This is a genomic window from Candidatus Poribacteria bacterium (assembly GCA_021295755.1).
Classification (GTDB): domain Bacteria; phylum Poribacteria; class WGA-4E; order WGA-4E; family PCPOR2b; genus PCPOR2b.
Genome location: JAGWBT010000055.1, coordinates 1 through 24,007, shown reverse-complemented (window position 1 = coordinate 24,007; position 24,007 = coordinate 1). Strand labels below are relative to the sequence as shown.

24 protein-coding genes are annotated in these 24,007 nt (G+C 47.9%); 17 read left to right on the top strand and 7 right to left on the bottom strand.

The features are described from left to right. Together J4G02_09970 and J4G02_09965 are read left to right on the top strand one after the other, a co-directional pair. Positions 1 to 780, top strand: a 780-nt coding sequence (locus tag J4G02_09970) for a sigma-70 family RNA polymerase sigma factor (protein ID MCE2394899.1), incomplete at its 5' end; no start/stop codon positions are given. Positions 781 to 787: 7 nt separating this feature from the next. Further along, the gene (locus J4G02_09965; protein MCE2394898.1) at positions 788 to 1,231 is read left to right on the top strand and encodes a hypothetical protein; all 444 of its coding nucleotides are present in this window, start codon (positions 788 to 790) and stop codon (positions 1,229 to 1,231) included. Positions 1,232 to 1,334: 103 nt separating this feature from the next. Here J4G02_09965 and J4G02_09960 read toward each other — a convergent pair whose 3' ends face one another. Further along, a complete protein-coding gene (locus J4G02_09960; GenBank protein ID MCE2394897.1) occupies positions 1,335 to 1,802 on the bottom strand; it encodes a hypothetical protein in 468 nt (155 codons plus the stop codon). 213 nt (positions 1,803 to 2,015) lie between these two features. Then, on the bottom strand, positions 2,016 to 3,056 hold the full coding sequence (locus J4G02_09955; protein MCE2394896.1) for a Gfo/Idh/MocA family oxidoreductase: 1,041 nt from the start codon (positions 3,054 to 3,056) through the stop codon (positions 2,016 to 2,018). Positions 3,057 to 3,247: 191 nt separating this feature from the next. Between J4G02_09955 and J4G02_09950 the strand changes: the two genes are divergently transcribed. From J4G02_09950 to J4G02_09920, 7 genes are all read left to right on the top strand, one after another. Further along, complete coding sequence (locus J4G02_09950) at positions 3,248 to 3,823, top strand: GNAT family N-acetyltransferase (protein ID MCE2394895.1); 576 nt, start codon at positions 3,248 to 3,250, stop codon at positions 3,821 to 3,823. A gap of 44 nt (positions 3,824 to 3,867) precedes the next feature. Then, on the top strand, positions 3,868 to 4,593 hold the full coding sequence (locus J4G02_09945; GenBank protein MCE2394894.1) for a phytanoyl-CoA dioxygenase family protein: 726 nt from the start codon (positions 3,868 to 3,870) through the stop codon (positions 4,591 to 4,593). A gap of 138 nt (positions 4,594 to 4,731) precedes the next feature. Then, complete coding sequence (locus J4G02_09940; protein MCE2394893.1) at positions 4,732 to 5,835, top strand: dipeptidase; 1,104 nt, start codon at positions 4,732 to 4,734, stop codon at positions 5,833 to 5,835. A gap of 81 nt (positions 5,836 to 5,916) precedes the next feature. Next, positions 5,917 to 6,417 (top strand): GNAT family N-acetyltransferase, encoded by a 501-nt coding sequence (locus J4G02_09935; protein MCE2394892.1) that lies wholly within the window; start codon positions 5,917 to 5,919, stop codon positions 6,415 to 6,417. 94 nt (positions 6,418 to 6,511) lie between these two features. Continuing rightward, positions 6,512 to 6,754: a hypothetical protein gene (locus J4G02_09930; protein MCE2394891.1), complete on the top strand. Its 243-nt coding sequence runs from the start codon at positions 6,512 to 6,514 to the stop codon at positions 6,752 to 6,754. Further along, complete coding sequence (locus tag J4G02_09925; GenBank protein ID MCE2394890.1) at positions 6,729 to 7,136, top strand: PIN domain-containing protein; 408 nt, start codon at positions 6,729 to 6,731, stop codon at positions 7,134 to 7,136. Before J4G02_09930 ends, J4G02_09925 begins: the two co-directional genes overlap by 26 nt. Before the next feature lie 36 nt (positions 7,137 to 7,172). Continuing rightward, positions 7,173 to 8,642, top strand: a complete 1,470-nt coding sequence (locus J4G02_09920; GenBank protein ID MCE2394889.1) for a M81 family metallopeptidase — start codon at positions 7,173 to 7,175, stop codon at positions 8,640 to 8,642. Between the two features lie 77 nt (positions 8,643 to 8,719). On the opposite strand, the gene J4G02_09915 is transcribed toward J4G02_09920, so the two are convergent. Continuing rightward, a complete protein-coding gene (locus J4G02_09915) occupies positions 8,720 to 9,385 on the bottom strand; it encodes a tRNA (guanosine(46)-N7)-methyltransferase TrmB (protein MCE2394888.1) in 666 nt (221 codons plus the stop codon). Between the two features lie 4 nt (positions 9,386 to 9,389). Continuing rightward, positions 9,390 to 10,196, bottom strand: a complete 807-nt coding sequence (locus J4G02_09910; protein ID MCE2394887.1) for a phytanoyl-CoA dioxygenase family protein — start codon at positions 10,194 to 10,196, stop codon at positions 9,390 to 9,392. Positions 10,197 to 10,326: 130 nt separating this feature from the next. On the opposite strand from J4G02_09910, the gene J4G02_09905 reads away from it, so the two are divergent. From J4G02_09905 to J4G02_09895, 3 genes are all read left to right on the top strand, one after another. Beyond that, entirely contained in the window at positions 10,327 to 10,473 is a 147-nt protein-coding gene (locus tag J4G02_09905; GenBank protein MCE2394886.1) for a hypothetical protein, read from the top strand. 185 nt (positions 10,474 to 10,658) lie between these two features. Then, entirely contained in the window at positions 10,659 to 11,006 is a 348-nt protein-coding gene (locus J4G02_09900; protein ID MCE2394885.1) for an STAS domain-containing protein, read from the top strand. Positions 11,007 to 11,160: 154 nt separating this feature from the next. After that, the gene (locus tag J4G02_09895; protein ID MCE2394884.1) at positions 11,161 to 12,204 is read left to right on the top strand and encodes a mitochondrial fission ELM1 family protein; all 1,044 of its coding nucleotides are present in this window, start codon (positions 11,161 to 11,163) and stop codon (positions 12,202 to 12,204) included. 19 nt (positions 12,205 to 12,223) lie between these two features. Here J4G02_09895 and J4G02_09890 read toward each other — a convergent pair whose 3' ends face one another. The 3 genes from J4G02_09890 to J4G02_09880 form a co-directional block, all read right to left on the bottom strand. Then, positions 12,224 to 13,093, bottom strand: coding sequence for a hypothetical protein (locus J4G02_09890; protein ID MCE2394883.1), 870 nt, complete (start codon positions 13,091 to 13,093; stop codon positions 12,224 to 12,226). 518 nt (positions 13,094 to 13,611) lie between these two features. Continuing rightward, the gene (locus tag J4G02_09885; protein ID MCE2394882.1) at positions 13,612 to 14,124 is read right to left on the bottom strand and encodes a type II toxin-antitoxin system VapC family toxin; all 513 of its coding nucleotides are present in this window, start codon (positions 14,122 to 14,124) and stop codon (positions 13,612 to 13,614) included. Positions 14,125 to 14,144: 20 nt separating this feature from the next. Then, on the bottom strand, positions 14,145 to 17,558 hold the full coding sequence (locus J4G02_09880) for a hypothetical protein (GenBank protein ID MCE2394881.1): 3,414 nt from the start codon (positions 17,556 to 17,558) through the stop codon (positions 14,145 to 14,147). A 260-nt stretch (positions 17,559 to 17,818) separates the two neighbouring features. Here J4G02_09880 and J4G02_09875 point away from each other — a divergent pair, with 260 nt between their 5' ends. From J4G02_09875 to J4G02_09855, 5 genes are all read left to right on the top strand, one after another. Next, complete coding sequence (locus J4G02_09875) at positions 17,819 to 18,694, top strand: phytanoyl-CoA dioxygenase family protein (protein MCE2394880.1); 876 nt, start codon at positions 17,819 to 17,821, stop codon at positions 18,692 to 18,694. Positions 18,695 to 18,849: 155 nt separating this feature from the next. Then, a complete protein-coding gene (gene lexA / locus J4G02_09870) occupies positions 18,850 to 19,458 on the top strand; it encodes a transcriptional repressor LexA (GenBank protein MCE2394879.1) in 609 nt (202 codons plus the stop codon). 88 nt (positions 19,459 to 19,546) lie between these two features. Further along, positions 19,547 to 22,267 (top strand): T9SS type A sorting domain-containing protein, encoded by a 2,721-nt coding sequence (locus tag J4G02_09865; protein ID MCE2394878.1) that lies wholly within the window; start codon positions 19,547 to 19,549, stop codon positions 22,265 to 22,267. 69 nt (positions 22,268 to 22,336) lie between these two features. Beyond that, the gene (locus J4G02_09860; protein MCE2394877.1) at positions 22,337 to 23,137 is read left to right on the top strand and encodes an SDR family oxidoreductase; all 801 of its coding nucleotides are present in this window, start codon (positions 22,337 to 22,339) and stop codon (positions 23,135 to 23,137) included. 251 nt (positions 23,138 to 23,388) lie between these two features. Then, the coding region (locus J4G02_09855) for an SDR family oxidoreductase (protein MCE2394876.1) at positions 23,389 to 24,007 on the top strand (619 nt) is incomplete at its 3' end.

Below are 24,007 nucleotides of genomic sequence, written 5' to 3'. Positions count from 1 at the left end.
GAGGATGCGACCAAATTCAAAAGCTGGTTGGCAGAGATAGCGCGAAATCGTGCACGAAACTGGCTCCGCAAACAACAGGACGAGACCGTATCCATCGACGAAGTGAGTGAGGGGATACTTCAAACGGAAGATTCTCCTGATGAGCGATTGGCACGATTAGAGCAGAGAGAATTGATTCGCCGGACAATGGAGACGCTTCCGCAAAAGGACAGGGACATTGCCCGCGCATTCTATCTGGAGGGTGTGAGCTACGATGAACTAATCAGGGCGCATGGGCTATCATACAACGCAATTGCGTTGCGGCTTTTCCGTATCAAGCGGAAGCTCTCCAAGCGGTTGCGATATCTTCTGACAGGCATCTTCGTTTCTCCCGCAACAACACTCAAAAAACTTTATTCGGGAGGTCTAACTGTCATGAAAGTTGGAACGGTGCCTAAAATAACAGTTGGTGCGGCGGTGCTGGTTGGGTTGATTTTTATTAGTTACGTTGGGATACGTCAGTTGAATGCACCCACAGTTACAGAACGCGTGTATTTGTCGCCATGGGAGGATGGCACTACACGTCCACAAAGTAGCCCGGAAGGATTGGCTCAAACTAATCCTACTCAAGATACAGAAAGCGGGGATACTCAGCCACAAATTGCCTCGGCGGAGTCCGCAGAAGGACTGGAATTGATTGACGATTTGTTCGCTGAACTCGACGAAACGAATATGGCACAATTCGCAACCGAAATGGAATTTGAGCCGGAGGTGGATCAGAGCTTCACTGTCGATAGCTGAAGATGTAATGTATACTTATGTGGAAGCGTTTAAGAATTTAGACGCCAACGCAATGCGTCCGCTAGTAACAGGAACTGCCAGAGAACTGTTTGAAGCCAGCGAACTGTTTGAAGGAAGGGCACCTAAGATAGAAATTGGGAAGGTACGAAATGAAGCTTCAGATGGGACGCCGGATGAGGTTGTCGAGGAGATGGCTGAAGAAATGACGCGGCAATTAGAACAGCAACTACTCGATCCATATCGTAAAATGTATAGTCAGACAGAAGTTGTGAGCGGCGGATATGTCGGCGACGAATTCCATTTCCAATTGAGAAAGCCAGCACTGGAGATACCAGAGATACCGGATGTGGAGCTAAATTTTTCGTCACCACCGAGCCCAACAGATACCTTTTTTAAGATGCGAAAGGAGAATGGCGCGTGGCTAATCTATGAATATGCATACGCACACTAACTCGCACCTTTATCCGCTACTATCGGAGAACTACATTAGGCGAATGGCTCTGTCCATTCGCTTTTTTTATTGCTTACCTTTAAATTGATACGAACGACTTTAGTTAAAACGCTGTAGACATCGCGAATCCAAATGTTTCGAGCCAGACGTACATCAGACTGACGCCGTGCTGTTTATAAAAATAGTTGAACATCAGGTGAGGCTCTTTTCCGTCAAACATCCCGCGCACGGAAAACCCTTTGCCAAAGTCAACACTGGCACCAAAAGGAAAATTGAGTTCGTCATCCCACTCAGAATAATTCACGGTTCCATACACTGAGAGTGGGATATATGGTAGTCGTTTCGTGGCAGTTAAAAAGTAGGCTTGTTCACTTGCGGGAGAGCCGATGCGGTCGGAACTTGTGCCAAGAAATAGCCCAGGGCGGATATCTGTTTCTGTGAACAAAAATAGGCTAAAAAGCGGCGATATCTCCGAAGCCACAGGATTGTACTCGACACCCACTTGAAGCCTGTTTAATAATCGGTAATTCAGTGTCGTCCGCCAGCGCGGACGTTCCTTCTCCGTATCCACATAACGCAGAGATACCGCCCATTTCGTCTGAATGCCGCTTCCCCGAAGCGGTGCCCCTTCGCCGGGTCACGCACTTCAGGTGGGGGCTATAGAGGTCGGTCGTTTCGGTTGTAGCGGCTTGAGTTGAAATTTGCCCTCATCCGCCCAACTACTGACCGCCACTCCTAAGAATAGACAGAGAAGTGAATATCGAATGAACATAGGAGTTTTCCGTTAATCGAATTCAGACAATTTGACAGGCCGACCTTCCACCGCTGAGAGGTCTGCGGCGAAGACAACGCGGTGCGATTCAAACGCTGTGTCGAAATCGGTCAGGGGCATCGGTTCGCCTGTGCCGATGCTGTCAACAAACGCTTGGAACTGTGGCTCATACGGGTGATCGCTCACATCCCCCGAATCGATAAGCGACGTTTCAAGCGTACTCCACCGGGTCTTATCCATGCCCTTCAATTTTGCAGAGTAGATTCGGTTGTCCAATAAGCTGCCTTCGCTGCCGACCAGATGGATGTGGAAGTAGTAGGGTTGGAGACAGTCCACACAGGAGGTTACCTTCGCGATTTTGTTCCCGCCCTCAAACTTGAGAATCGTGACGCTGGTTGTCTCGTATTCGTATGGAACGAAATCCTTCCCCTTCGATTGAGTGTGATAGCTCGTTACCTCCTCGACCTTCTCATCCATGAAGAACAGCAGCGCATCAAGCGCGTGGCATCCTGCCGTCAACAGGCTACTACCGGCGAAGTCTTTCTTGATGTTCCAGCCGTACTGACCGTACCAAGGTCCGATGCCGTGGTAATAATCCACCTCGCTGTAGTGCAGATCGCCGAGCAAGCCTTCGTCAATGACTGAACGGATCATCGTGAAGTGCGCGCTGTAACGGCACTCGAAGCAGACACATACACCCACACCTGCTTTGCGTATCGCATCACGCACCCGTTTGGCATCTTGATATGTCAGGCAGATCGGCTTTTCGATAATTAGGTGTTTCCCCGCTTCCGCAGCGGCGATAGCCTGATCCGCGTGAAAGGGGTGAGGCGTGCAGATGTCTATGATGTGTATGTCCGGGTTTGCTATCATCGCCTCATAGTCCGTATACGCTTTCAGCGGAGTGCCAAACTCTGCTTCCAATGCCGCTTCATCGTGTTCGCGTCGGGAGCAGATCGCTGTGACATTTCCGCCTTGAACTGTCTTAAAGGTTTCGATGTGGGCTCCAGCAACCCAACCCAGTCCAACAATACCAACATTCATATCACTCATTTTTTACCTCCGAATATTCCTGTCTTATCTTTTCTTACAATATGTTCAACTGACTGTTTGTCTAAATAATTTATACCGATTTGAAGCGGATGTCAATACATTTTTTTTCATGTAGCGTAACCGCTTACAATCTGCTATACTGTCGTTTATAGCCATTTTGATTTGAATTGGAGGTAAAAGGACGGAACTTGATGGATGCTTTACTGCTCGATTTTCCAGAATCATTTGAGTCGGATCGATTGACTATCCGTGCCCCTCGTCCGGGCGATGGTGCTGAAATAAACAGTGCTGTTCGAGAAACGTTTGATGACCTCAAGCCATGGATGCCGTGGGCGCAGCAGATGCCTACATTGGAGGAATCTGAGTCCTTTGTCCGTCGGTCACAGTGTGACTTTTTAGCGCGAAAGGATCTCATGCTGTTTCTTTTTCTAAAAGGCACAGACACGCTCGTCGGTGGTAGCGGCTTGCATCGGATAAACTGGGACATCCCCAAGTTTGAGATTGGCTATTGGTGTCGAAAGTGTTTTCAGGGGCAAGGCTATATTACTGAGTCAACGGAGGCGATTACAAAATTTGCGTTTGAGACCCTTGGAGCGAAGCGGGTGGAAATTCGTTGTGATTCAAAAAACGTCCGGAGCCGACGCATCCCTGACCGTCTTGAATTCAAATTGGAAGGTACATTCCGAAATGATTCGCTTTCGCCATCAGGAGAATTACGCGATACGCTTGTATTTGCGAAAATAGAAGAGAATGTGCAAGAAGCATAGAGAAATCGGGACTCATACCAATTCGCACAATTGGGGGAGACGATATGCAACTGACTGAAGAACAACTGGAGCAATATAGAACCGAAGGCTATACTGTCGTGCGTGGATTGATTTCGCCCGAAGAGGGTTGTCGGGTGCGTAACCGTCTCATGGATCTGCTGGCTGGCGATCACGATTGGCCCGACACTCATTTTCAGGTGCTGGATCTGTCGAAATTCCGAAACAGTGAGGATGGTTTCCTTCCGATTGGTGTACAACGTCCTGCCATGCGGGAAGGGGTTTTCAAAGCGATAGCCGATCACCCAAACTTGCACCGTGTGATGGAACAACTACTTGGCGGTCCTGTTGAACGTTTCACCGATCAGGCATTAATTAAGCATCGTGCCATCAGCGGTCAATCGTTCTTCCACCAAGATTCATTCTACTGGCATTTGGCACCTAAGCGGGGTTGCAACTCGTGGATTGCGCTTGATGAGGTAGGGGTGGATGGGTGTGCTTTGGCAATCATGCCCGGTACGCAGCAATCGTGGACGCTGATCGAACACGAAGGCTACTACGATGAGCCGAGCTATCACAATGCTCGAAGCGGCGAGGCGTTCAAGCGATGGCGCATTCCGATAGCGGAGGTCGATTTTTCCGGGGAGGTGCTGTTACCTATGTCACCGGGAGATGCAGCATTCTTTACCAATTACACGTGGCATCGTTCTGAGCCTAACAACTCTGGGGTTCATAAGTGTGCCTATGCGATTGCGTATCAGCTGCGTGGGTAATTTCTCCTCAATAGACATGGGTTCTTGGTATACACGCTGCTCCAAATAGTCAAGGGTTACGGCATACGGAGCATGCCTACTACTTTGTGGTAACTCAATTTATTTGACAATCAATTACGATGAAGGTAGAGGTAAATCATGTTCATTTTTGACGGTGACTATCCGATGGCGTATGGCGCGATTGATTTGAATCGAGATCTGACCTTGCCGATTGAGGAGGTCCGAGCGGTTCAGGAAGGATCGCGGGAAGGGGACCGATGGCCCGCTTCTGGGACAATGGCTTCGCTTCCTGAGATGCGGCGCGGAAAAATTGCGGCGGCGTTGGTTAAAATATCGGGACGGATTCAGCGAGAGAACAGTCCCATCTGGGGATACAGGAGCGGTGATGTTGCCTATGCTGCAGCACAGGCGCACCTCGCCTACTACCGAATTCTGGAGAGTAGGGGTGAGGCACGTATCTTGAGAACTCGTGGTGATTTCAGCGAACATATGCAAACGTGGTCGGAAGCCACAAGCTATGAGAATTTGCCAGTTGGCATGGTTCTCGGCATGGAGGGGGCAGATCCCATCCTTTGGCCCGAACATGTCCACGAATGGTGGGAGAGCGGACTGCGCACAATTAACTTGGCGCATTACGGCATCAGTACCTATTCTCACGGCACGGGCAGACCCGGTGGATTGCTAGCTCCCGCCAAACCGCTGCTACGTGAGATGGATGAATTGGGGATGGTTCTCGACCTCACCCACACCGCCGATGAAGCGTTTTGGCAGGCACTGGATCTATTCTCTGGACCGGTGATGGCAAGTCATCAGAACTGCCGCGCATTAGCACCCGGCGAGCGACAGTTTTCTGACGAACAACTCAAAGCCCTCCTTGAACGCGGCGGTATCATCGGCGCATCGATGGATACGTGGATGATCTATGCAGAAAGCGGTATCGACTGGGGCGGGGATATTCCACCGCGTCGTAGTGTCTTCCCAAGAGAGGCGGTTACGTTAGAGCATCTGGTGAATCACATGGATCATGTCTGCCAGTTGGCGGGCAATTCGCAGCACGCTGCCATCGGCGGGGATACGGACGGTCAAGGAGGTAACGACGGTGCTCCGTATGAAATCGACACAGTGGCGGATTATCAAAAAATTGCAAACATTCTTGATGAGCGCGGCTATGCTGAGTCGGACATTGCCAACGTGATGTATCGTAATTGGCAGCGGTTTTATGAGCAGGCATTGCCGGCATGAGGAAACCTCCTCAAAGTTGACCAACATTCTATAGCTGTGCAACTTTTAGGTAAAACCCAAATAGTTAATCTGACAAACCGAATGCACAAATTATCGCCTTTCTCAATTGAAGAGATGACGCCCGGCCATCCAAAGTGGCAGGAATTGGTTGATGTCATCACGCAGGAAAACCAAACAGGGTGGGCATTTAATCCCCATTTTGAGCAATTCGCACGTTACTTCTTGGCTGCCAAGCAGGATGGAAATATCGTTGGGTTTCTCATGTTTGTCGTTTGGGACATTGGTCCCCATGATCGCGACCATCCCCCTGTTCAGATGGACGGAAAGACACTGCGAGAGGCGAAGATTATTGCGTTTGGTGTGAAGAAAGCGTATCGGCGGCAAGGCATTGGCAGAGCACTGCAAGAATATACGCTCAAACGGGCGAAGGATCTTGATTGTTACCAGGTTCGATCTGTCAGTGACATGGACCACCCAGAAAACCATCAACTCAAACTCTCTATGGGGTTTGCTGTAGAACCAATGGAGCGCGAGGAACCGAGTTTGGCATTTATCATGCCGCTGAGTCAGATTGAAAAATGATTGCAATTGCTGCCATAACACGGCAATTTGATCTGGCGCGAATTGCCAACTCTTTTGTATGAGTACTGACATGACACCCAAGCGGAGAAAATCAATGATGACACAAAACTACCAACAACTTATTATCGAAGGTATTAAAGGGCTACCTCCGGAAACGCTTGCTGAAATCGCCGATTTTATCTTTTTCGTCCGCAAACGGACATTTCAGCCTCAAGCGTTTAAGGAGGAAATACAGCATTCTCTGCTCAATGCTGAATTGCACCAATTAAGCCGTGACGAAGCAGCACATTTGGAAAAGGAATTTGAAGATTATGACAAACGCTACCCTTGTGAGTGAGTTCGTCACCAATACGATTGGATTCGTTTTGCGCATTGAACGACGGCGGTTAAGCGAGAAAGTGAAAACGATTTTCGATTCCGTTGAATTCGGGAACACTATCGTTTATGTGCCAGGGATAGTCTTTGCCGAAATACTCTACCTCTCGGAAAAGCAACGGATCCGGACATCAATTGATGAGGTCGAAGATTATCTGAAGGAGCACCCAAATTACAAGGAATATTCGTTGAACTTTGCTGTGATTCAGTCTACAGCCGAAATTACTGACATTCCAGAATTGCACGATCGTTTAATTGCTGCTACAGCACGACAACTCGATTTGGAGCTAATTACCAACGATTCGGTAATCCAAGCATCTGCGTTTGTAAAAACTATTTGGTAAAAATAGCCCTCTTTTTAGAAAAGGAGAACCAAACCAATGAGAGTCATTACCGGTGCAATTGGTCATGAGACCAGCACTTTTACTACTGTTGCCACCACGTGGGCGAGCTATCGTGAGCAGCGATTCGGCTATTTAACCGGAGACGAAATCATCAGCAAGTTTCGCGGCAGCAACACGACCATCGGCGGATACATTGCAGGTGCGGAAGCGCACGGATTTGAGTTAATTCCCACAATCTTTGCCAACGCGCATCCGAGTGGTCCAACCCCGCGACATATCTTCGATGCTATCCTGAAGGATATGCTGGATCGGATCGCTGAGGCAGGGGTCATTGATGGTGTTCTCCTCGATCTGCATGGCGCAATGGTGGCAGAGGAGATTGATGATGGCGAGGGGCATATTCTGACCGCTGTGCGCGAATTGGTCGGTCCACAGGTGCCTATCTTGGCGGAGTTGGACATCCATTCCAACGTTTCCCGTCGCATGATCGAGATGGCGGATGTGTTGATTGGGAGGGAGACCTACCCGGAGATTGATCAGGCAGAACGGGCCCGCGAATGTGCCGACGTTTTGGTTCGCATCCACCGAGAAGGGCTACGCCCTACCATGGCACTACACCAAATTCCGCTGGTCTGGGGATTGAATCAGGTCACAGCACACTCGCCGATGTGGGAGGCGATCGCTGAATTGCACAGAATCGAGGCGCAACCGGGCGTGATTTGCGGTTCGATCGCGACCTGCTATCCGTTGGCTGACATTCCGGACATGGGTGCATCGGTTTATATCGTCACTGACAACGATCCAGACTTGGCGCAGCGGTATGCGGATGAACTGGCGGCGTGGATCTGGGAACGCCGCGCGGATTGGCAGGCACCGATGCCACCGACCCGCGAAGCGCTAGCACAGGCGACAGCGGAAGGGAAATTTCCGGTGATTTTTGCCGATCGCAATGACAACACCGGTGGCGGTTCTCCGGGGGATAGCACCGGCATATTGCAGACGTTCATCGAAGCAGGGTTAGAGGATGCATGTATCCTGTACATCGTGGATCCTGAAGCGGTAAGTACTTGCCAAGAGGCAGGTGTGGGAGCGACGCTGACCTTAGATGTAGGCGCGAAATCGACTTCCCTTCAAGGGCAACCGATACGCATGACAGCGGAGGTTGTCACGCTTTCAGACGGTAGCTTCCGTTATGATGGGCCGAGGAACGCAGGGTTGGAGAGCAGCATGGGTCCCTCGGCATATATCCGACAGGACGGGATTCATGTGCTGTTAGTGACGGAGCGCGAGCAGCCTTTCGACACCGCTTTTTCACGAACCATGGGCTTAGACCCACGCCAGATGCGTTACATTGGGGTCAAATCGACAGTCCATTTTCGGGCAGGTTTTGAGTCGTGGGCAGGGGCAATCTACGCAGTGTCTGAGCCGAGTGTTCACGATCCGGTGGGAAAGGAGTTGCCGTTTCACAATCTGGGGCGAAAATTGTATCCGCTTGATGACATATAGAAAAAGGCTCATGGCACAAAAAGTGTAGGCTCATATAAAAAGAGAGTGCTTTCTTGACATAATCCTCACACTTCATATCAAGCCGAATTCATCTGATAGATTGCACGGTAGATCTTCCGTCCTTCCGCACGATACTTCATCTCAAAACTGGTTGGGATATGTCCTATCTCAAGTAAGTCGGGTGGTAGGTAGACCAACGGCGGCGTATGCGCTAGACAGTCGTGAATTTCATAGAAATACTCGGCGTAGTCGGTAGCGACGTGGATATGCCCTCTACTCGGATTCAGCGTCCGAATCAATCCGTTCAGCCAGACTTTATTTCTAAAGAGCCGACGCTTACGATGCCGTTTCTTGGGCCAGGGATCTGGGAAGTAGACGTGATACGCATCAATGGTGCCTTCTCCAATGTAGCGATCAACGAGGTAACCGGCATCGCTCCAGATAAGGAAAACCCTATTAGCGCTTCCTTTCAGCAACCGCTCCTTTGTGTGTTGAACATATTTCAATGCTCGCTCGACACCAACGTAATTGATCTCTGGATGTTGCCTTGAGGCTTCAAGCAGAAAGCGTCCCTTACCGCATCCGATTTCTATCTCGACGGGATTCTCGTTCCCAAAAAGTTCACCCCAATCAATCGGGGGAGTGATTTCGGTCAAACTGATCTGCTTATCTTTTTTGAGATCGATTAAAGCAGATCTCTTGGCCATGAGTTCAAAGAATCTTTCATGGTGTAATGCGTTCATACGTCTAGCCGAAGGCTCCCTTCGTATGCCTCCCCAGCAGTCTCTGTAACCGTTCATCTGTCCCATCAAAAACATGTTCAGGCATCCGATAGTCGATAAACGGATAGAGCCGTTGTGCAATGATTCGCTGACTGTATGTGACCGCCGCAATGTATCGAATCTGATTTCTGTTGTTGGGGGTTCCGCGATGCCAAACTTGGCTGTTAAACATATAAGCGCCGCCTGCTTTTGTGAAGAAGCTGACGGGACCCTTCCCCTCAAATGTAGGATTTTCTTCAGCGGGTGGTCTGCGTCCCGAATAGTGACTGCCGGGGACGACCTGCGTTGGACCATCGTGTATCGCCTCAATATCAATGAGTGGGATGAGCACATTGATAACGAAGCAGGGCAGCGTAATACGAGGGTCGTGTCGAGGCACATCATCCGGTAGCGGAAAATGGAGCCTGTCATCGCTATGCCATCCACCGCCCTGTCCGGGCAGGTAACGTATCGCATTTTGGGACATCATGTGGCAGTCTTCGCCCAGAATCGCCTCGGCGAGACTGACATAAGGTTCTCGTACGATAAGATCTCGGAAAGCCCTGTCATATTCAAACATGCGCATCATGCTGATGCCGCGGATATGGTCGCCTTCCTCATCGTGCATGCATGGGTCGTTATGTTTTTTTTCCATTAACGCTCTAAGCGTAGAGGCTTCCTCCGAAGTGAACACCTCGCCGAAGAAATAGTATCCGTCACGATTGAACTGTTCGACAACCTGTTGCGTTTCTGCCTTAGTAAATGGTTTACCTCGCTGAATTTCACTAGTCATTAGATTTTCTCCTTAGCGCGATAACGAAACTTCGCGAAAGCTTTGCCTTTTAGCGCCTTTTTCTTACTTTATTTGTTTGATTACAAATTTCGACAGTGTAAACCTTTAGATAGATTTTTAGGATAATTCGATGCTCAGAAAGAAACCGGAAACTTCAGATTCAATCATAGCGTGCTTTTCCAGCCATCTGAAAACGGTTCTGCTATCAGCAGATGGGTATATCCTTTACGAGAAAACTTCAATCTACCTTATTGACAGTTTTTTGCAGATCGGCTAAAATCTCCATCCCATCTGAAAATGCTTCTGCTATCAGCAAATGGGTTTATCTATCTTTATGTGAAAATTCTTCAAATTTCAATCTACCTTATTGACAGTTTTTCTCAGATCGGCTAAAATCTCTATTGCAGATAGCTTGAAAGTTTTGTCTGTTTTGAACGCCGAAAGGAGAACGGATTACTTTATATGCGGTATACGCGGTCAGAACCTCGAGTAACAGTCAGGCACGATGGAGACATCTCAATTTTTGACATCACCGGTTATTTTACGGAAGACTCAGCAGAAGGTATAAACACAGCTTATGACCAAAGTGCCAATGCAGCAAAAATTCTGCTTCGCTTTGACCGGCAAAGTTTTATCACCAGTAGCGGGTTTGGTGTCATCGTCAAACTGATTTGGAAAACGCGCAACAGAGAGCAACTTCTACGGGTCGCCCACCCATCAAATCAGATGCGGCAGGTTTTCGATATAATTGGTTTATCCCAAAGTATTGATATCTTTGCTTCAGAGGAGAAAGCGTTGGCGGATTTCTAACAGAGATTGACTCTTAGTCTTTTTAGCTCTGTCGTAATTAATATTTTTATTTATTGAGCAAATCAATTCAAATCTCGAAAGGTCTACTGATGAACTATTGACTTTTGCACATTGAGCGAGATACAATCTAATCACTTCTATGCGAGCTATTCTCTTGAGTGACGGGAAGCCCGGTCATTATAACCAATCTTTAGGTGTGATCGAGCGGATGCCGGAGTGCAAATATCACTGGATTGATGTAAAGTTTCGCAGTAAGCAGCGAGATAATCTGCTACGGGTGCTAATGCGTCTATTTGGTGGGTTTAGATTACCACGCTGGTTTACCAAAGCCTGCTTGCAAATGGCACTCCAGCGAGATACATTGGCTGAAATCTATGCTCTTGCGCCTGATTTTATCCTTTCAACTGGTTCATCTGTTGCTGCACCTAACTTGCTCATCGGACAACTCTTCGACGCAAAGACGGTTACGTGCCGTCGTCCCTCACCGGTTGGGGTTCACCACTTCGATCTTGCTATCCTTCCCCGAATGTATTGGTCCTCCCGCCGCAACAGAGGCAACGTTTGCAAAACACTTGGCGTTCCAAATCGAGTGCGGCCAGAAAAACTGGAAGCGCAACGCAAGGAACTCCAGACGGATTTAGATCTTTCGGATCAGAGGCGCATTGGGGTTCTGATTGGTGGCGAAGACCGGTACGATACAATTACTGAGACAACTGCCATTCGCCTTATCGAAGTCTTACAGGGGTTTGCAACGAAATGGGATAGTCAACTCCTGTTGACAACCTCGCGTCGAACCCCGCTCTCCGTTGAAAATCTGATTAGCAAGCGACTTTCAAACGCCCAACACTGTCCAATCCTTGTTTTGGCACATAGCGAAAATTCGCTCGCGGATCCGGTTGGAACAATTTTCGCCCTGTCGGACGTGATTATCGTTACCGAAGATAGCTTCTCAATGGTATGCGAAGCCGCAAGCAGCGGTAAACGGGTGATTATTTTCGAGGTTGATCACAAAACCCACCGTCGCTCCAAACGGCACGAAGTCTATTCAGAGATTATGCGTCAGGCCTCGGTGATGCGGGTTGATATTGAGGATTTGGAGACGAGTCTTGAGGCTGCCGTGACGGATGAAAGTCCCGTCAAACCGCTACAGGACACGCAGGTTGCTGCGACAGCGGTTAAGCAGCTTCTCAAGGATTAGTCAGTTTCACACCGCATTCCTACCAAGGCATTGTGCGATTGGTGTGTTTGCGACCGATATTTGCAACTTCCTCACCGCATGAAGGGATGCGAACACCGCTGTCGATCTTCTCAGCTATGTTGTCTGAAGTTGCACCGTCTAGGAACGCGATATTTTCAGCGTCACAGGCAGCCTTTACACGCGTACGTGCGTTTGCGCTGTCTTCTTCATAGGATGGCTCACTTCTATCGAAATGACCGTGTGACAGTGCCATATCCCCCGGACCCCACTCTGCAAAGGCGATGCCGGGCACTCGGACCGTCGCCTCAACATTGTTCAATGCTCGTTTGTTTTCGATCTTCAAGCCGAGAAAGATTTCACCGTCTGGATTCAGGGGCCAAACATCGGCGCGTTTCATGTATTCGTCTGTAGATATGCCCCAAATCGCTGCCGCACCGCCTTGTCCACCAGCACCACGACGTCCTACATCAAGCCCTGCTCCGACGCCGATTGTATGGATCGGATAGCGGGCAGATTCAACAAACACCTTCACAGCACCGGGCGTTTCCGCATGGCATAGTAGAATACCGTGGACGCCTCTCGCAAGGACCTGTTTAACCATCCACGCATTTGCACGCATGACATGTTCGTCGGTACCGTCTGTCGGCAGCGTGGTGATGACCGTCGGTGTGTGATGTCCGCTTTTCGTGGGACCGCTTGCAGCTAGCCCTTTCATAAATGCGTCCAATCCCGCGAGGTTAAACGTTCCATGTTCCATCTCGACCACGAGATAATCCGACCACGTCTGAGAGGCTTCCACGCCTCCTTCGTAGCTGAGTTCTCTTGGACTGGAATAATAGACTGGTTGACCCTGTTCGAGCAGTTCGATTGCTCGATTTACTCTTGCCATTTATGGACCTCTCTAAGTGTTGGATATAGAATCTGATAAGTTTTCAAAGTCATTAGGACTTACGCAGTTGAACATTCAGTCCGGTTTATCAAGCATTTTGTGATTCAATTGGGGGCATATCCTATAAAAAATGCCAACGGAATGCCAACGCAAAAGAGTTGACAATCCACAGGGCGCTACATTGCATACCGGTACGATTCGCAGGTTTGGCAGGGCACTGACAGGTAAAAAAAATAATTTCATATGATTAGGGGTGTTCAGAATTGGCGGGTGTGCCGCTCTGAACCCCGATGGCCTCTATGTTTCAGCGGGTTTACAGATATGTGTATCGCAAGAACAGTGGCGTGGAATTGGTGTGCTGACCTGCCAAATCAGCAGCAGCGATTTATGAGCAGCCTCCACATAAATATCAATACGCTATAGCAACTTGCGTTATTATAACCTATTTTCTGACCATGTGCGTAACTTATTATTATCGTTTTTCAGATTGACACGCTTTATAGAGAACTCTAACCTTTCTATGGCGAATTGATGAGGTTATCTAGGTAGGTTTGATTATCAGTTTGAGGATTGAAGGTGAGCAATCCTTCTTTTTTCGCGGCTACCAGAAGGTCTTTATCGGAGCTCACAAGGATTAGATCATCACCGGTTGTTCGTAGTTCATTAACTATATCAAGTGCACATTGTAGAATGTATGCATCGGTGTTGTTGATAATGCGTGCACCAGTGTGTGGATCAATACGTTGCCACGCGGCCCTTTTCTGACTTTCAGTCGCGTGCACTTGTTGCACTTCATCACTATAGAGGAATTCGTCCTCAAATCGTTGAATTGCTTGGTCAATTGCTGCTATAGTAGTTCTTTGCTCATTTTTCTTTTTAGCTATGGCGAAGCGAACTTCGCCCATACAATCAAACAAGCAAAAGATTCGGTTTAGGGAAACATGGGTGAAGAGATGGTTGATTAGAGGTGTTCCTAGTTCTGTAGCGTACTGTTTGACAATTGCATTCGCATCTAACCAAAAATAATTCACACTGGCTATTCCTGATCTATCTAATTCTGGTATTCTTCATAAACCGGTCTTAAGAAGTCGAATCCTGCCGCTGCGTATAGATTGCAGATCTCATCGGCAGCCTCCTTGTACCCTTGATTGTACAGAATGCGGATTATTTCTTGGATGTCGGTCGGAGGATAATCCGGATATACCTCGTTATTTAACATTTCCAGATAAAGCATTCCCACCTCTCTTGGTGTCTGAGGGACATGTTCCCGCAGGGCTTCAACAAAAAATGCTGAATTGAAACGCCGCTCAACGTGCTTTGCCGACAGCTTTAGCCATTCTAGGGCTTCTGCATCTATTTTATCAATTAACTCTAGCCAGCCGGATAGCGAACCTAGAATTTCCTGATGCTCCGCTTTAGAACTGTTTGGGGAAAGAACTTCAATCAAGGCACGCCATGCCGGTTTAACCTTCGACTTAACTTTATCGGATATGTCGTAACGTTTCCTCAAGAAAAAATGAACCATCCCTGAGAGGAGTTTGGGGTTATCGCTATTTATCAACTGATAAATGAGGCTGGTTTTTTCATTAAATGTTTCGAGATCTTCTATCCAACCTGTACAGACATGCCTGATAAGCCTCCCCAATACCTCCTTGTCTGCAAAGTCAGTATTTAGAGCCTTTTGATAGTGCCCACGTTCCTTGAGTAGAGAATAGAGATAGGCGGAGATCACAGAACAGAATAGGTATCCCGAAAAGGCTGCTTCCCAATGAGATTCATCCTGTTGTGGGAAGATGCGGTCTATATTATTAACCACCCACTCCTTATCAAGATATAACAGATTAGGCAAATAGTTGCCAAGTGTGAAAGAAAACTCAAAAGAGGGTTCAACACTTCTATCCAGTCTTTTGGTGAAATCCTCTCTGATGGCTTGAGGCCATCGGATTCCCTGCTTGGGGTTGTTGATTCGGGCGTATCGTAAGGCGTAGTGCACCATTGCTAAAAACACGCTGCCCCTGACTGAATTCAGAACACCAAAGCGAAGATCTTGGGAGATAGACATGCTCGGTTCAGCCTTCTCTACAAGAATCATAAGGATCTTCTCAGCAATGGGTAAGAGTTGAGCGTCAAACGCATGTTTATCATCTCTTGTTCCCTCTGATACCAAATCCGCTATCGTAGAAATAATCCAATTCTTGTAGTTAAACGGTTCCTCGGAGTGTTCAGTCCAAAACTGATTTGATAAAAGGATTTGATGTATAAATTCAAGCAATGCCTCCCAATCAAACTCTCTCTTATCGCGCCACGCGTCCAGTAATCCAGACAAGATTGAATGTTGATATCGGTTGCGGACACCTTGGAAGGGCTGCAAGTCATCCGTAAATCGTTGCGGATCAGCTTTCACACATTCCTCAAGTTTCTCTGGTAATCCCCGTTCAGTCGGATCCGCCCAACCTCCTGCTTCTGGAAAATCATTCAGATGTTGAGCGATTTCAGTATTTGACATTTTAGACAACTCTGTGCCTGTAATTCGGTTGATTTTTCCTGACGGGGTTTCTATTCCATCATTGTTTTCCAGATGCGTAATTAAACTCTCGGCTGCTTCTTGGCTGATTACTCCTGAAGGGATTTGTGTAAAACGTCCAGGCGGTTCAACCTTCGCTGGATTAATCTGCTCATATTTCTGATTAGCAGCAGCAACTTTTTCATTGCCGACTTCCAGAAGCGCAGAGAGCCACTGTCGTTTCTGGTATGCCACAACTTTAGTACGAGTTTCATCGTCTTCGGCAAATACTATGTATCGGCATGACTCAATCCAGTGTAATATTTGCTCAATCTCTCTCTCATCAAAATCAAAGCAGTGAGTTTGGATTAATTGGTAAAGTTCAAACTTCAACTCATATTCTTCAAGCGGATTGCCTTCCCACTCCCAGAATAGTCCTTTCAAATAGTCGTAGTGGTATGTGATAACGTTGAGAGCAATTCTGCGAAAGATAGCGGGAGAGCCTTTTGCGCCTTGGTAGTCGCGTTCTGCTGTGCCCCCCTCCTTTAACAGAGACTGCACTGTTTCTGCAATGCTATCAGGGGAGGCAAGATGGAATAAACGACAAGTAAAACTAACCAATAGTTCAGCATAGCTTTGCTCGGGACCATAGGAGGGTTCGGTTTTGATCTCCTCTATGATATCAAACGAATATGTATCTTCATCAATAAGAGTTCGGATTTGTGTCAGAACAATTTGTATTACTTCAAAGCCACATAATTCGGAGATGACTTGTCCCTGTTTTTTGACAACTTCCTTGAGCCAGTATAATTCCATTATAGGACGTATTTGGCGATTGACGACCTTGGCATCAAACATCACCTTGAGCAGATCAAGGGATAAATCTATCTTGCCTTCGTTGAGAAGCTTCGGTAGGATTATTTCACCGATTTCGTCACTCGCCCATCCCCTACTCGATTTCAACACGGTGTCCATGAAAGTGATATGTTTATGTTCTATCCGATCTATAGGAAGCGTACCGATAATTTTGATGAGTCTCCGGTTTGTGCTATCGTTTTCGATGCTTTTTCCGGTGTCGTTGGTATAGTCAACTATGGCATCAACGATACCCACAAGGAGGTCAACGTCTCTCTCCGGGTGATTGGCGATCGTTTCCACATATTCCAAAGCATACCAAACGGGGGTGTGGTAGTACCCATCTGGAGTTTCATAGGGAAGAGGGTTCTTGTCGGGATTGAACCATTTTGCCTCTTTTAGGGGTTCTAGCCATGTAGGATATTTAAGCTTTCTGAAGAAATACGCCCGTCTTGCATCAGAGTCTAACAAATTGGGCAGCGTTTCTATAATCTCCCTAGTTGGTGCTTTGTATGTGAGGATTCGATCCAACCTGTTCAGGAAATTCAAATAGCTGCCCACCAGATCTGCCAATAGTTCCTCAAAGTCATACCAAAGATGTTCAAACGCTTCTCGGCTCCGAGGGGGTTTCCAAGGCCCGTGACGATGGACAAAATTAACAAGCTTGGGAGCGACCTCTATCCATCTGACTGCAAAACGTATATTTGCATCATCAGGATTAGAAAGCACGTCTACATCATCAATACATAGTGCCGCCAAAATTGAGGCGATATGTCCCTTGTATGCTTTTAGGGTGTCATAGTCTCCTATCTGCGCTAAAATTTCCTTTGTAAGCCGTTTCTGTATTTTTGCTTTTTCTTCGTCACTAGATAGGATGTCTCGTAACCCCCCATCAATTTCCCGGGTAATATGTGCCAATAGATAGGGCGCAGTCTCAAAATTATCGGAGCGTAGTATCTTTACCCCATCCCGATAAAAGGCAGCGATTTCGGATCCTATATCTTGCAGGTTCCGGTAAATTTTATTCTGCCGAGGGGTCAACTCACTTTCAGGGGTTTGGGGATCCACCTGTGATAAATCTTGTTCCGCGTCAAATCCGTTTTTCATAATTCACCTCATATCAACTACCAGTTTATTCAAATTAATCGATAGTGTATTTACGGTGCAGGTCTCCTTTTATGTATGATGAAATTATAGCATTCATTTGGGGTAGTGTCAAAAAATTACAGTGCAGATTGGCTGGATAAGATGACTGCACAGATTCCACCAATTGAAAGTCCCAAATACTGGACTAAATATTTCGCTTGACCGCTTGATATGTGTCTGATACTATCTCAGCAAAGCAATGAACTCACGAGGTATAACCGATGGAAATCACGATTGATCCCGAAGAACTCGCCAACGGTGAGATGTCCCCAACGCATCTCGATCGGGCTGTCCATGCCATCCGCACGGACGGATATGTCATTCTATCAGACATCATATCGCACGCCCATCTGGATCTGGTCCGCGAGAAGATGGATGAGGATTTACGCACATTGATGACGGCGTCGGTCCTCCCTGTTAATTTTGTCAAACAACACCTCCAGCAAGACCCACCGCCCTTTGCTCCTTATATTTTTCGTGATATTGTTGCCAATCCGTGGGTGATACAGGTGACTCGCAAGGTTCTGGGTGAGGGTTTATTTAACAGTTCCTACTCCGGCAACACAAACTGTCCGGGCAGTGGCACACAACCGGTTCATGTAGATCACGGCCAATTATGGTCAGGACTGAAAATGGCGCATCCAGCGGTCTCTTTGGTGATTAACATTGCACCGATGGATGTCACCGAACACAATGGTAGCATTGAGCTTTGGCCCGGATCCCACCTAGACACGAATGTTGCGCAGGAGGACGCGACGATTAAGGTCGATGAACGGATAGTCGAAGCGCGTCGAGAGGTTGCTCCGCCGGTGCGTGGTAATACGAAGAAAGGGAGTGTCCTCATCAGGGATAAGCGCCTTTGGCACCGGGGTATGCCCAACTGTTCTGACCAACCAAGACAGATGATTGCGATGGTTCACAATATTCATTGGCTCCAGCGGAAGAAACGGGTACCGTTCAACAAGGGGTGTGAGGCGGCTTTTGAAAACTGCCAGATGGATCCAAACGTTGAATTTACTGACAAACCGATTGACTATATTTTTCGGAATCATCCCTACGATTATCACGAAGATAGCGATGAAAAAGTGAATGGATAGCCGGATAGCACGGTGCGTGGGTGAAGATTGTGGGCGGACGTTCTCAAGTGATAAAAAAATAAAAAAGAACCGGTATCGGTCAACGCTTTTTCCTTGACAGCTTAATCTATGTATAGTATATTAAAAGGTATCTATATGGGATTTAGGAGACGATCATGCGAAAACCATTGACCAAAAAACAGGACCGGATCTTTGAATTTATTCGGAAGCATGTACAAGATACAGGCTATCCGCCGACCGTCCGCGAAATTGGGACGGATTTCGGCATATCTGAAAAGGGTGCCTACGATCACTTAAATGCAATCGAAAAGAAAGGCTACATACGACGCAGCCCCAAGAAACCCCGTGCGATCGAAATTTTGGAGTTTGTGCCGCAAAAGCTGCCACAAGCGGCGGTCGAAGTTCCTATCGTTGGACGAGTTGCCGCTGGTGAGCCTATACTTGCCTCTGAGAATGTTGAAGGTACTTTACCCGTACCGCGGGAGGTCGTCAAGGAAGATACCTGTTTCGCGTTACGGGTCGACGGAAAAAGTATGATTGAGGCTGGTATTTTTGAGGGCGACCTGGTGATTGTGCGGTCGCAAAATTACGCAGATACCGGGGATGTTGTTGTCGCATTGCTTGAAGATGAAGCAACAGTGAAACGGTTCTTCCGCGATGGAAACCGAATTCGTCTGCAACCTGAAAATTCGGTGATGTCGCCGATTCTCGTCGATGATGCACAGATTTTAGGAAAGGTTGTCGGGCTTTTCCGCAGGATGTAGAACGTAAAACGTGACCCCCTGATGGATCTGTTCGTCCCGATCTTACATCGGGGCGTAAGTCCGATCCTTGTCCTCTTGGAATGGAGTTGTGAAACGTAAAACGAATCCTTCCTTTCTCTCCTCCCTCCCATCCTTCCATTCTTCGATTTTGCTCACCTCTACGCTCTTGGCAATTGTGCTTTGGTTGTTCAGTTTTACCACTTTGCTCCATGCTGTCCCGCAACTCTCAATAGTTGAAGCGAAAATAGATCGTCCCCACACAGGAGAACTGCTAGGCGGTAAAGTCGGCATCTTTGGCATCGCTCGAGGCACGATGTTCAAGGAGTATCGTTTGGAGTATACCCCTGTTTCCACAGATAGGGGAGGAACTGTCTCGACCGGGTGGCGTCAGATTGGTGGCGGAGCAACAGCCCCAGTGACGGAGACCGGTTTTCTTGGACAGTGGGATGCACAACGATTGCGCGGAGAATTCCTGATACGGCTTGTTGTCATTTCGACGCAGGGCGATAAAGTTCAGGACCAGATCCATGTCTTTATTGAGAATGAACGTCCACGCCTAAAGGTTTCTAATCCATCTCAAGATCTGTTGACATTGGAGAAGCAGATAACGGTGCGAGGGACAACGGAAAAATCGAACACTGTTACTCTTAAATCCGAGCAGATGGAAATATCCTTACCTGTTGATTCAGAAGGGGGCTTTGTCACGCAATTGCCCTTGAGCGAAGGTCTAAACCGAATCGAGATCCAAGTCACAAACCCAATCGGTCTGGAGACAAGTGTGATCCGGACTATTGTACGTGACAACCAACCGCCGGAGATTACGTTGACATCTCCGCCTGACTTCGCTCTGCTAGAGGTGCCTTATGCCACTGTGTCCGGTCAGGTCAATGACCCCGATGCACGGCTTTTGATTAACGGGACGGCTGTACCCCTCAAGGCGGAAGGGCATTTTGAGCGCACATTGCGACTAAAGAAAACAGATTCTACTAAGGGTGTAGGAGATGAGATAGCTAATCTCATCAACGTGGTTGCCATTGATCGGTTGGGTCGAAAAACGGAGGTACAACGCCGGATCAGCTATAAGGCAAAAGATCCGCTCCTTGGGATAGATCTTAGCCCACCAGCAATAACGGAGGTTTTGCCGCTTGATGGTACATTGCTTGATCGATCAGACGTAAAGATCACGGGATTCTTAATTGATAATGTGGAGATAGATCCGTTGACGATTCGTTTCAGCTTTGGTGAGGAGACGTTTGTTTTCGATGGGCGTCCGGGGGCTGCTCAGTTTGATGGAAGTCCTTTTGATTTTCAACCAGAGACGGGAAAGTTCACCTATACGCCACTGACAGAACTGATCGACGGCACCTATCACTTCAAATTGCAGGTTCAGGACACCGCAGGCAATTCAGCAGCACCAATTGATTTTACATTTACTATTGATACACGACCATTTCAAGCGTCAATTTCAGCGGAACGGGTTGAAGGAACAAGGCATATACTTAGAATCACGCTAACTACAACAAGACGATTGGGAGTAACTCCTGCCCTTGAAATTCTTCCATCTGGTGCGACCTTGGGGTATACGCCCAACCTTGATCATTTCAGCGTTGCAGATGAGGGGTTGAACGCGGATTTGAAAGTGGGAAACCATCGATTGATCTTTCGGTATGCCCTTGACTTTCCGACTTCTGCTTCACAGACAGGGTTCACGTTTTCTGCCGAAGTTCGTTCTCTCAACGGAGAGGTACTTCCTGTGCGCGGCTATTTCACCGATCAGAATCAGCTTTTTGAAGATATTCAATTCCCCCGATTTATTCAGAGCGAAGATTCTTCGCTGGCGGAGGTTTTCCTTTCTATTGATAGTGGACCTAGCGTCCGACTACTTAACGGTGATGCAGCACCTCAAGTTATCTTGCGAAGTCAGGGCGGATTGGATCAAAATATGATTCGCGTACAACAACAAAACGCCGATACGCGTGAGCTAACGATACTAGACCCTATCTATGTTGTCGAATCCTCTGTGGAGATGGCAGGTGTGTCATTTCAGCTTGCACTCCCACTTCCTTTAGAACCCAATAAGAGCGGCAACGGGGTTGCGATGTTTCAGTGGGACAGCCAATTCCAGCAATGGCTGCCGCTGGATACAGTCCGAAACCAACTCGGTATGTTTGAAGCCATCGTTGATCGGTTCGGGAGCTACGCCCTTCTTGTAGATCGGACGCCACCTATCATAAATACTATTTTTCCCCAAGATTCCGCAGAGGTTCAGCCCGATCGTTTCCTTATAGTGCATGAAATTACCGACGAAGGCTCCGGCGTTGGTGTTATTCAGTTGTGGGTGGACAATCGGGCGGTGCAATTCCTATACGAGGATACGACCGGACACTTGACCTACCTCCCAAGTAATCTGAGGGCGGGCAGGCATACCCTTGAGGTTAGCGCGACGGATCGGGCTGGCAATGAAGCGCGCCAGACGATGGACTTCTTTACTCAGGATATTTTCGACTTTGCCGATAAGGTTATTGTATATCCGAATCCCACTTCACACGATGCCATCATTACATTCCAACTCACCAAATCTGCTGATGTTACACTGGAAATTTACGATGTCACAGGCGGTTTACTCTATACGGATGTGTTGCGCAATGTGGTTGGTCAACAGTCAGCATCGGTCGACGAAGCCTTCGTCTGGGATTGCAAAAATCAGGCAGGCGAATCTGTCACAGGCGGGGTATATATCTATATCTTGGAAGCGAAATGGGAGGGAGAGACAGTCCGTAGGTTGGGCAAGGTTGCGGTTGTTCGTTAATCCAGTTGTGTTAGTGATAATTCAATGTAGGAGGTTCACACCTTATCTTCACATATAAAGGAGATTTCGATGGGTAAATTAGATGGACAGGTTGCACTTGTTACCGGTTCAGGACGTGGGTTAGGTAGAGCTTACGCGCTTCACCTCGCTCAGTTGGGAGCGGACGTTGTCATTAACGACATTGATCTCGACGCAGCGAAAGAGTATAACGAAGAACTGACAGCGGAGACAGTCATGGCGGAGATCGAGAATTCTGGTCGTCGGTCACTTGGCTTTGAAGTTGATGTTACGGAACGTGATGCTGTCTTTGCAATGGTTGACGAGATTGTGGATAAACTGGGGCGAATTGATATTCTCGTCAATAACACCGGTGGTGCATTGGGTCAGCCGAAATCCTCAATGGCATCCGACACTGAAGAGGAATATTATAACTACATTATGGGGATCAATCTCAGCAGCGCAATTTTGTGCTGTCAAGCGGTGAGCGTCCCGATGAAGAAGGCGGGTTACGGACGGATTGTCAACGTCAGTTCGCAGGCAGGTTTGTGGAGTGCTTGGAACGGGGGAGGTATGGCGTATTCCGTTGCAAAGGCGGGGGTTGTTCAATATACTCGCCTCCTTGCCGCTGAGTTGGGAGCATACGGAATTAATGTGAACTGCATTGCGCCGGGCTACATTCTTTCTTCCCGTGGCATTGCCGGCGGTAGGAATAGTCCTGAAACACGTGAAAGACTGTTGCCGCAAATCCCGCTGCGCCGCATGGGGATGCCAGAGGATTGTGCGAAGGTTGTTGAGTTTCTGGTCACAGATCTCTCGGATTATGTGACGGGGCAGTGTATCCCTGTTTGTGGTGGATATGTTAGCTTCTGATTAACTAGGGAGATATGAAAGTGGGTGGAGGGATTAAGCCTTAACAGGGGGAATCGTCTCTGTATTCCGTTTCTCGTTTTGTTATTGACAGAAGGTCGTTTAATCGCTTATACTAAGACAGCTTTAGCGATGGGATAACGCAAGGGCTTATCCTCTTTGAAGGGCCATTTCGCAGCTTGTTAAAAAAAGCGAAAGTGTTGCCTGCTAAAGCATTGTGATATTCTCCAATTTGGGTGAAACCGAAGGACGATATGCGGACAATTCCTGAATTTTTTCATGGTAAAGTGATATTGATCGCCGGTGCAACCGGATTTCTAGGGCAAGCACTTGTGGCGAAAATTCTCACTGCGCTTCCTGATGTGAAACGAATCTACCTGCTCATCCGCAGTCAGACTGTAGCGAGTGGAGAAAAGCGCACCGCAACGGATCGGCTAGAAAATGAGGTATTTGCCTCAAGTGCTTTTGCGAAGCTTAAACAGATTCATGGGGAACAGTTGGAGGAGTGGCTTCGTGAAAAGGTCTACGCGGTAGAAGGCGATATGGCTTACGAGCGGCTTGGTCTTTCGGATACCGACTATGAAATGTTGCAGCGCGAAGTGCAAATCTTCATTAACAGTGGCGGTCTTGTCAAATTCGACCCACCTATTGATGCGTCCTTGCAGAGCAATGTGTTTGGGGCGAAGTACGCGGTTGAGTTGGCAAAAAGTTGTAACGATGCGATTTTTCTGCACGTATCGACTGCCTTTGTTCGTGGGGTTCAACCGGGAAAGGTTCCCGAGGAATTACACCCGCCGTACGAAACTTATGCTGAACAATATCAAGCGGAAAAGGGGGAAGCGATCCCTGGAACCCTTGACGCCGAAATCGAAG